Genomic DNA, 9,082 nt, shown 5'->3' on the forward strand with positions numbered 1-9,082 from the left:
GCGTGGTTTTCGGTTCCCTCACGGATCGAACACACAGCCATTGGCACTCGATCCAGGCGCCTCTCCCAGGCGCGGCTTGTCATTGATTTGGGCGCCCCGCGCGGGGCGCGTTGATGGACTTTTTGCGAGTCCATCAACTTTGAATGGGGAAAGGGGGAGTGTGGTGAAAAACTTATCTATTACCACAGGATCGATCATCCTGGCGCTGACGCTGGCCACGATATCCTGTACCACGATAAGCCCGGCACCGGATCAGGCAGCGGGCAGCGGGATCAGGGGGGTTATTCTCTCGAAGGAGACCGGCAAGCCCGTCGCCGGAGCCCATGTGTATGCCTATAGTGATCCTGCCAAGAACCTCATCGGGGTGGCTGACCATGTAAGCAAAGGGTCGGCTCCGGACGGGTCATACACATTGGAGATGCCCCCCGGAGAGTACTATTTCGTTTCCCGGCAAAGGGCTTCGGGGTCCAACTACGGCCCCATCGTCACCGGCGACCTGTACGACCACCGGTACGAACAGGATCCTGTGCGTTTACATAAAGGGCAGGTCATCGAAATGAATTTTGACCTGCTCCGGCTCAGTGAGCCCATGTTCTTCCAGGTGTTCACAGAGCCTGAGCGCACAACAGACACCGGGATCACAGGCCGGATCCTCGACGATACCGGGGAGCCGGTTCAGGGGGCCTTCGCCACCGCCTACCGCGACGAAAACATGAAACGTCTGCCCGACTATGCCTCAACCCTGAGCGGGGATAATGGAAACTACAAGCTTTACCTGCCGGAAGGTGGAAAGTGGTATGTCGGAGCGAGGTCCCACGCCCGTGGAGTCCCCAGGCCCGGTGAGCTTATCGGGCGTTACGAGGGGTCTGCCGATCACTCCCTGCAAGTCCCCGCCCAGGGGTTTGTGGATGGTGTCGAGATAACACTTAAGCCGTTCATATCCGAGCCTCCTGCAGGTTACGTTCCGTATTGACCCATGACTTCTCATAATCGACCCCGAATCGCCAGCCTCATCAACCGCCTGACCACACTTCGCCCATGCGGCAAAGGGGAGGTCATGCCCGGCTTCCTCGAAATCCTTGAATTGACGGTGTCAGCCGATGCCTTTGCCCTGCTGAGGGTCCATCCCGATGACGGCTCGGCGGATATCCTCGGTGGTCGGGGCCTGAAAATTCCGGTAGAGCGCTGGTCGGAAAAGCTGGAGGCGCCCCACATTGCGAAGCAGGCCGCCAACTTCCCCGATAAACCCGCCATCGCCGCCATCGGGTCGTTCGTCTGCGATCCGCTGCTGGCAGAGGAGCAGGCACGTTCTCTCGTCATGTCACGGCTGGGGATCGGCGAGGACTACCTCGTGACCCTGGCTGTGCGCCGGGAGGGGAAGCCGTTTTCCTCCCACGAGGTCGAAAGGTTTGCTGCTGTGGCAGGGGTGATCAACCTGGTAGGGCGTAGCTGCTATCTTGAGCAGGAGTGTGAGGAGAGGCTTGATAAGGATGGCCTCACCGGTCTGGGCCAGTTTCCCGTTTTCCACGATGGGTTGATAAAGGAGCTTTCCAGGGCGCGAAGAGGGGCCGGACGCATGACGGTAGGGATCCTTTCCCTGGACAGAAAAGACGAAATGCCGCCTTCCGATCCCGAGGTTCTGACAGTGGCACGTATCTTATGCGATCAGCTTCGCAATTTCGACACTCTGGTGCGATACAGCCCCGTGGAGTTCGCCTTTATTCTCCCTGACCTCAAGGTGACGGAAGGGGTCAAGGTCATGGAACGTGTGCAGGGCGGGATCGAGGAAGCCCTGGCCGGATTCCCAGATCCATCATGGACCTGCGTCGGCCTTTCAGGCTACCCGGACGACGCCGCAAGCGTGGAGAGGCTCATCGAGATCGCCGAGGCTGCCGCCAATCAGGTCCGTGAGGGAGGGGCACCGGGAGTATCCCGGTGGAAAGAATGATGGTCGTCCAGGGCACGTCATCTGCTGCCTAAAAAAGTCCTTTTCATTAATCTCCCTCTCCCCGTCGTGGGAGAGGGTTGGGGTGAGGGGGCGTTACTCCGGAGAACTTTGTTTCACCCCCACCTCCTTTCAGCAGCCAACCTCCTTAATTTTCCCCTCCCTCCTGGCCCGACGAAGCTTCATGCGAAGGCGACTGAGGGGGGAGGAAGAATTTGGAAACTATACTGTATGACGGGACTCTGGCCTTGCATCCCCTCGACAAAGCTCGGAGCCTGGGTCTGTAGAACGGCTAACGCACTCTGAACGACCGAAGAATAGACAATAGTATTCAGGAGCCAGGATACAGGAGCCAGTAGGAAAGACTGTATCTGAAACAGTAAAAGGCGGCCATTTGGCCGCCTTTGTTTGTATTCTATGCATTGTTTGGAATAAGAATTCAGGTTGTAAATGTTCTTAAGGCTTGGGAACTTCTCCTGGCTCCTGACTCCTGGATTCCGGATTCTGCCTCACCGGCACTCTCCCCATCTGCCGGCTCATGAGCTTCGCGAGGGGAAGGAGGTCATCCTCGTAGGGCAGCTGGCGGCTCGGAAAACGGGCTATCCGACGGCGGGCGGCGGGGTCGATGAACGAGGCGTCTATCGTCAGGAAGGAAGGGGGGGCGTTATACTGCTCCCTGCCCTTGGAAAGGAGCCCGGTAAGGACTCCCTGGACCAGGTTCTCCCCGCCGCTGTGGTACTCACCCCGGCCCCGGCCCAGGATCAGGAGGTCAGCACCCAGTTTCCGGCCGATGAGGGCCGCCCCGTCCATAGCCTCCTCCCAGTCTGCCTTGCCGCTGTCGTCCATGTACCCGTGGGCGGCGGCCAGCACACCGAAGGCGTCCGACAGGTCGTCTTCGTCCATGAGCCGTTCCGTCGAGTCAAGGGGAGCCAGGACATCGTACCCCTTGGCGCGCATGGCAATGGCAAGCGCTTCCTGCATCTTGCCGCCCATGTCGTTGGAAAGGTCGGTATCTTCGGACGTGAAAGGCGGCCGGCCGGTCCCGATGGTCATGCGGATAGGCAGGACCAGCACGGTCTTGTAAGCGTCCGGGCCCCAGAGGGGCGGCGCCGGCTGCATGGGGGCGCAATTGGCTGTGAGCAGTAAGACAGTGAGGGCGATGAGAGAGAAATGGATCCTGAATGATGTCCGTTTCATGGAGGCATCTTACATAAAATAGACAGGGATAGAAAAGGATAAAAAGGGGGGGGAAATAAATAATGGAGAAGGGGGAAGAAGAGGCGCAGTAGAAGGCTGGTGAGAAGTGCGGGATAAGCTCAGGGTGGTGAGCCTGCCGAACCACAGGCTCAGGACTGTGCGGAGTATCGGGTTAAACCTGGAATTTGAAACCCGAGCGAAGCGAGTCAGCTTCTTGTCTTTCAGATACCGGTTTACCTCTTCGGCCGTGATCCGGATCGCGCAGGTGATCCGCTCGTGCCTCGCCGTGGCGGTCGCAAGGAGCGGGAACCCCGGCCGCCGGTACCGGGCGCGGTACGTCCGTGCTTTGCCTGCTTTTTCCGCGTTTCCTCCCTCTCGAGGGCCATCATCTTTCGCACGGTGAACTCGGGGGTCTTGTCCTGGCCGAAATCCTCGTCGAAAGGGATCCTGGAGGGGATGCGGTCGGCCAGAAGCTCCTCAATGGCCGGCAGGGTGTAAACGTACTGGTCGCAGGCCAGTGTATATGCGCGGCCGAGCTTCCCGGCCCTGGCGGTTCGCCCGATACGGTGGACATAATCTTCGGGGTCCTGGGGCACATCGTAGTTGATGATGTGTGTGACGTCGTCGATGTGCAGGCCCCTGGACGCCACGTCCGAGGCGATGAGGAGAGGCAGTTTGCCCAGTTTGAAACGTTCCAGGACCCGGTTCCGGGCCGATTGTCTCAGGTCTCCGGTGAGGAGTCCCACATCCTCATAACCGTGGTCCTTGAGCTTACGGACAAGCCAGCTTGCGGTGATCTTCATGTTGGTGAAGATAAGACCCTTGGGGACATCCTCTTTCCCGAGGATCCCCAGCAGGAGCGGGAACTTCATGTCCCGGTCCACATGGTAGACGGCCTGGGTGATCCCCTCGGCCGCCAGTTTCTCCGGTGTAATTTCCACATCCCTGGGCCGGTTCATGAAATCTCTGGCGATGGAACGGGTCCGGCGGTCCAGGGTGGCTGAAAAGAGGAGGGACTGCCGGTCCCTGGCAGGGGGCAGACGTCGGAAAATGTTCCTCAGTTCGTCCCAGAACCCCAGGTCCAGCATCCTGTCCGCCTCGTCGATGACCAGGAAACGGATCTGGCCAATGTCCAGGATCCCGCGCCGCATGAAATCCAGAAGTCGGCCCGGCGTCCCGATGACGATATCGGTCCCGGCCGTAAGCTGGCTCTCCTGGCGGTTGAACCCTTCCCCGCCGTAAATGGCCGCCAACCGGATGCCCGTATGCTTACCCAGCAGTTCACCCTCCCGGTGGATCTGGAGAGCCAGTTCGCGGGTTGGGGAGAGGACAAGAGCAAGAGGCTTTTTCCGTTCTTTTTCGGGTGGATCGGCGAGGATCCGCGTAAAAAGGGTAATGAGGAAGGTCGCGGTCTTGCCCGTACCGGTCTGGGCCTGGGCGCACACGTCGACTCCGGTGAGGGCAATCGGCATGGCTTCTTCCTGGACCGGGGTCATGGATTCAAAACCGGCGTCCCTGATGCCCGCCATGACCGGTGCAGGCAGGTCGAGGGATGAAAAGGACAGTGCGTGGGTGCGTGAGTGCGTGGGTGCGTGGGAGACGGGTTCTTTTGCTTGTTGGTCGTGGTCTGTCACTGTATGAGGATTTCCTTTGCAATATTTTATTTTTGCGAAACAAACTAAGTGTAGGGGAGATGCAGCCTTGTGTCAATCAGCCACATGACATCAGCCACATGCGAATTGCGGTCCAGAGTCCAGAGTCCGGAGTGCAGGGGAAAACGTGCATTTGGAGCCTGACGTTTGAGGTTTGAAATTAAAACCCGGAACTCGGAACGTGGAACTCTAAAAACAGACGCCTGAAAATAAAGGGCGAGCCCATTCGACACGGCACATGTGCTGATGGTGCCTTGCTCAGGGCCACTCGCCGCTTGCTCGAGGCGTTCGCCTTTCGAATTGGAGCCTGCCACGAGCAAATAACAAAACCGCCATCATCAAAGAGGGCGGTTTTGTTATGCGTCGAGTGGTGACCCCACCGGGATTCGAACCCGGACTACCAACGTGAGAGGCTGGCGTCCTAACCATTAGACGATGGGGCCTATTCTGGCTGGGGAGGAAGGAGTTGAACCCTCACATACGGAACCAGAATCCGCTGTCCTACCATTAGACGACTCCCCAAACGGAACTCGAAAATCTAGAACATTCGGGCCGACTTGTCAACGCAGGATGTGATTGAACTTTCCCCATAGACGCGGCAACGGGGGGACACGGCGAAACGGTGAGACTCACAGGTGTATGCCAATATGTCCTTCCGTGCTGTTTGTCCTCCGCGTCCCCGCGTCTTCGCGTCCCCGTGTCTGCACTGCTATCAAGCTGTGGCCTGAGCCGCAGCCGACTTCACCGTTACCGTTTCACTGATGATCCTTTCCTCTTCCACCAGGTGTCCGTCGGCGATCATGAGGATCCGGCGCGCGTTGCGTGCGCTTTCCATGCTGTGGGTGACCATGATGATGGTCATGCCCTCGGCGTTCAGTTTGTTCAATAGCCCCATGATGTCGCCGCTGGTCCTGGAATCCAGGTTGCCGGTGGGTTCGTCGGCGAGGAGTATGGGAGGCTCGTTGACGATGGCTCTCGCCACGGCGACGCGCTCGGCCTCCCCGCCGGAAACCTGGCTGGGAAGACGGTACTCCTTGCCTTTCAGGCCCACGCGGGCCAGGGCCTCTTCGGCCATCCGTCTCTTCTCCTTTTTGGGGGCCTTGATGGTGACGAGGGGCAGCATGACGTTCTCGGCCAGTGTCAGGTACGGTATGAGGTTGAAACTCTGGAATACGAACCCGAGGTATTCTCGCCTGAAATCTGCTCGCTGGTCCCTCGACAGGTTGTAGATGTCGATGTCGTCAACGGTGAAAAGGCCGCTGGTGGGCGTGTTGAGGGCGCCCATCATGGCCAGGAGGGTTGATTTCCCGGATCCTGATTCGCCCATGACGGCAACGAACTCGCTTTCCTCTATCTCGAAACTGATGCCCCGGACCGCCTGAACGAGGGCGTCGCCGGTGCCGTAGTGCTTCACAAGGTTGTCTGCTTTTATGTAACCCATGGTCATCTCCTTACAGCGCCCTGAGCGCGTCGTTGGGGTCCAGTTTGGCCGCGAGCAGAGCCGGGTAGGTGCTGGCGATGAGGCCGAGCAGGATCGACATGACCACGGCGCCGCCGGCCATGATGGGGTCGAAGGGAACTGCGATGTCCACGCTCTCGGTGAAGAAGGGCAGGGCGGCGATGGTGGTCCCAAGGCCTCCAAAGTACCCGAGGATGCCGGCCAGGGCCGACACGAGGGCGGCTTCCAGCAGCACGATGCGGATGATGTGGCTGCGCCGGTAGCCGATGGCCCTGAAGATGCCGATCTCGCGGGTCCTCTCGCGGACGCTGCCCATCATGGTGACGAGCACCACCAGGCTCCCCACCAGGATCACCACGGAAGATACGCCGAGGGTCAGCTTCCTGAACTGGGCCAGCGTTTCCATGCGGCCTTTCACCACGGACTGGACGCCCATGACCTTTCCGCCAGGAACCACCTCCGAGATCTGACGCACCATTTCCTCGATGGGACAGTCCTTGCAAAGAGCCGCCACTTCAGCCATGGAAACGCGGTCTTCCATGCCCAGCATTAACTGGGCCGTGGCCAGGGGGGTGAAGATGATCTGATCGTCCTGTGAGCCGGTGCCGTCTAAGGCGCCGATCACGGTGAGCTCCCGGCCGTTTGCGTTAAAGGTGTCTCCGATGTTGAGCCCCAGGCTCTTTGCCGCTTCGCTGCCGAGGAGGACCTGGTCGCCTGCCGGCAGGTCGCCCTGGATGTTCCACCAGGGTTTGAGGATGGCGGTTGCTTCGAAATCGACCCCTGAAAGCAGGACTTTTTTACCGCTCACCTCCACCACCCCCAGGGCCACGGGGCCCACGGCGGCGACGTTGGCGGCGTTTGTGATGGTGCGGATCTTTTCGAGCTGGCTCATGTGGATCTCTTCCATCTCGAAGGAGACGCCTCCCAGGGCGAGTCCGCCGTAGGTGAGGGACAGGTTCTCCGTTTTCGGGACGATGAGGATGTTGGCGCCGAACTTGTCCAGCTTGTCGGTGATGTCCGTGCGCATGGCGTCGACCAGGCTCATGAGGGCCACAACGGTGATGACCCCGATGAGCAGGCCGGCCAGCAGGAAGGCCGCCTTGGCCTTCCTGCGCCTCAGGTTAAGAAGCGCTATATCTGTCAGATTCATGTCTCAGCTCCTGTTGAAGTTGAAGTAGAAGGACCCCTGCTCGATGATGTCCCTGACCTTGATGATCACGTTGCCGCCGGCGACGGTGCGGGTCAGAGGTGACGGGTTGCATCCGCCCTTGACCTCGTTGATCTTCACGGAAGGGAACCTGAGGCCGCAGTTGTTGCACACCATGACGTCGCCTTCCTGGCGGTACCCTTTACCCGCTGCCCAGCAGGTGTCACAGGCGTCGAAGGCGGCCCTGATGACGCCGTCGGAGCTCTTCATGATGAAGTACCGGATATCCAGGCCCTTGGGGGACTTGAAGGAGTAGTACCTGGCCTTGCCGTCATTGAAATCGCTCACGGGGTAGGAAAATTCAGAAGCGCCGGTGCTTTTCACCGCGGCGGTAGCGGCCACTGGGCCGGCTTCTTTCTTCCCGCCGAGGAGGAACATGCCGCCGCCGGCCAGGGCGGCCGCGACGATGAGGGTGATGAACATGGGAGCCTTGCTCTTCCTGCTCTGCAGGACGGCGGCTTTCTTGTCTTTTGAGGTTTTCTTGGACATTTTTTCTCCTTTTACGGATCCAGGATCCAAGGCCCAAAATCCAGGGTCCAAGGTCCTGTATAATTTCAATCGATAATATGTTTTTAAGCGAACGGGTAGTGCAGGGATCAGGCGGAAGGCGGGCGTTTAAGCGCAGCTATACATGGTACCTGGCACCTGGCGCCTGGCACTCCGCCGTCAGGCGGGTAGATTCAACACAAAAACGTTGCGTTGGAAAGGTAGAGGGGTGCTTCTGGGGGAGGGGGTTGTGCAACGTGGAGTGTGCGTGCGTGTGTGCGTAGATCTGTGTCGACAAAGGCATCTTCAGTAGAGGCAACAGTTACAGCTGACAGCTGGTGGCTGCCGGCTGAATTGAAGCAGCAGATTGCTTCGTCGAACAGTTCGTCCGCGGCTCCGGCTTCGAAGCCGCAGGTGACGCCGGATATGTCGCAGCAGGAAGGCGCCTCGTATGAGGCGGTACCGCCGGCGGCCCACTCTCCCGGCATGCAGCAATCCATGCCGCAGTCGGTGATGGACGCAAACGCCCAGGCGCCCATGAGGTTCAGGGCGAGGACGGCGATCACCAGTATGTGAAGGCTCTTCCTATACATTTTTTGTTTGTTTACTCTCCAAAGTACAAAAAATGTCTGTGTCAGTTTGATCATTTTCCTGGCTCCCGTAGGAATATAGCACCGGGAGTTCTAATGTCAACTGAAATGGTAAGGAAAGGGAGAAGGAAGGAGGAAGGAGGAAGGAGGGGGAATATGGAAGAACCTTTGCAACCAGGATTCATGAGATCGAACTTCTGGTGATTTTTGGCACCGATAAGGCTTACACCCGGGGGTGCATGGGGCTTAAGTGTGTGAGAGGCGAGCTTGCCAAGCCATAGCTCAAAGAGCGACGGCTGGAACTGACCCCATAGGGGTACCTTATAGGGGTACCTTTGGTGAAAAGAGAAAAGTTGGGCTTCTGAGCAAATCAAACCGCAGCTTATTAGACCAGACTGGATACCGTTCCACGCTGGTTTTCTCTGGGCTGTTTGCATAACGAGGCAGCGGCCTCAACACCGCTGCCTCGTTAAGTACCTGTTTTTGGTATCTTCTGTATCCCAGTTCGGGCAATTCCTCTGTTTGAGCTACACCACCCAATCCATT

Annotated in this window: 8 protein-coding genes and 2 tRNA genes; 2 read left to right on the forward strand and 8 right to left on the reverse strand. The window is 58.7% G+C overall.

Going from position 1 to position 9,082, the window contains the following annotated elements; all coding sequences use genetic code 11:
- Positions 1-163 precede the first annotated feature (163 nt).
- Positions 164-973 (forward strand): carboxypeptidase-like regulatory domain-containing protein, encoded by an 810-nt coding sequence (locus tag P1S46_09855; protein MDF1536783.1) that lies wholly within the window; start codon positions 164-166, stop codon positions 971-973.
- An 84-nt stretch (positions 974-1,057) separates the two neighbouring features.
- On the forward strand, positions 1,058-1,948 hold the full coding sequence (locus tag P1S46_09860) for a diguanylate cyclase (GenBank protein MDF1536784.1): 891 nt from the start codon (positions 1,058-1,060) through the stop codon (positions 1,946-1,948).
- Positions 1,949-2,401: 453 nt separating this feature from the next.
- Here P1S46_09860 and P1S46_09865 read toward each other — a convergent pair whose 3' ends face one another.
- The 8 genes from P1S46_09865 to P1S46_09900 all read right to left on the reverse strand — a co-directional run bounded on the left by P1S46_09865 (position 2,402) and on the right by P1S46_09900 (position 8,539).
- Positions 2,402-3,142, reverse strand: coding sequence for a hypothetical protein (locus tag P1S46_09865; GenBank protein ID MDF1536785.1), 741 nt, complete (start codon positions 3,140-3,142; stop codon positions 2,402-2,404).
- A gap of 233 nt (positions 3,143-3,375) precedes the next feature.
- Positions 3,376-4,776 carry a DEAD/DEAH box helicase gene (locus P1S46_09870; GenBank protein ID MDF1536786.1) on the reverse strand — a complete coding sequence of 467 codons (1,401 nt, stop codon included), beginning with the start codon at positions 4,774-4,776 and terminating at the stop codon, positions 3,376-3,378.
- Between the two features lie 386 nt (positions 4,777-5,162).
- Positions 5,163-5,237 (reverse strand) — tRNA-Glu (locus P1S46_09875).
- Between the two features lie 5 nt (positions 5,238-5,242).
- Positions 5,243-5,316: transfer RNA gene (locus tag P1S46_09880), tRNA-Gln, on the reverse strand.
- A 190-nt stretch (positions 5,317-5,506) separates the two neighbouring features.
- The gene (locus P1S46_09885) at positions 5,507-6,235 is read right to left on the reverse strand and encodes an ABC transporter ATP-binding protein (protein MDF1536787.1); all 729 of its coding nucleotides are present in this window, start codon (positions 6,233-6,235) and stop codon (positions 5,507-5,509) included.
- A 10-nt stretch (positions 6,236-6,245) separates the two neighbouring features.
- A complete protein-coding gene (locus tag P1S46_09890; protein ID MDF1536788.1) occupies positions 6,246-7,403 on the reverse strand; it encodes an ABC transporter permease in 1,158 nt (385 codons plus the stop codon).
- A gap of 3 nt (positions 7,404-7,406) precedes the next feature.
- Positions 7,407-7,949, reverse strand: coding sequence for a DUF2318 domain-containing protein (locus P1S46_09895; protein MDF1536789.1), 543 nt, complete (start codon positions 7,947-7,949; stop codon positions 7,407-7,409).
- A gap of 191 nt (positions 7,950-8,140) precedes the next feature.
- Positions 8,141-8,539 carry a hypothetical protein gene (locus P1S46_09900; protein ID MDF1536790.1) on the reverse strand — a complete coding sequence of 133 codons (399 nt, stop codon included), beginning with the start codon at positions 8,537-8,539 and terminating at the stop codon, positions 8,141-8,143.
- Positions 8,540-9,082: the final 543 nt, after the last annotated feature.

This window comes from bacterium (assembly GCA_029210545.1).
In the GTDB taxonomy this organism is placed as follows: Bacteria; BMS3Abin14; BMS3Abin14; order BMS3Abin14; family BMS3Abin14; genus JARGFV01.

What these genes read in the sequence shown, in the direction of transcription:
- P1S46_09865 (MDF1536785.1), bottom strand. Translation starts at nt 3,142, where the DNA reads ATGAAACGGACATCATTCAGGATCCATTTCTCTCTCATCGCCCTCACT.
- P1S46_09890 (MDF1536788.1), bottom strand. Translation starts at nt 7,403, where the DNA reads ATGAATCTGACAGATATAGCGCTTCTTAACCTGAGGCGCAGGAAGGCC.
- P1S46_09860 (MDF1536784.1), top strand. Translation starts at nt 1,058, where the DNA reads ATGCCCGGCTTCCTCGAAATCCTTGAATTGACGGTGTCAGCCGATGCC.
- P1S46_09900 (MDF1536790.1), bottom strand. Translation starts at nt 8,539, where the DNA reads ATGTATAGGAAGAGCCTTCACATACTGGTGATCGCCGTCCTCGCCCTG.
- P1S46_09895 (MDF1536789.1), bottom strand. Translation starts at nt 7,949, where the DNA reads ATGTCCAAGAAAACCTCAAAAGACAAGAAAGCCGCCGTCCTGCAGAGC.
- P1S46_09885 (MDF1536787.1), bottom strand. Translation starts at nt 6,235, where the DNA reads ATGGGTTACATAAAAGCAGACAACCTTGTGAAGCACTACGGCACCGGC.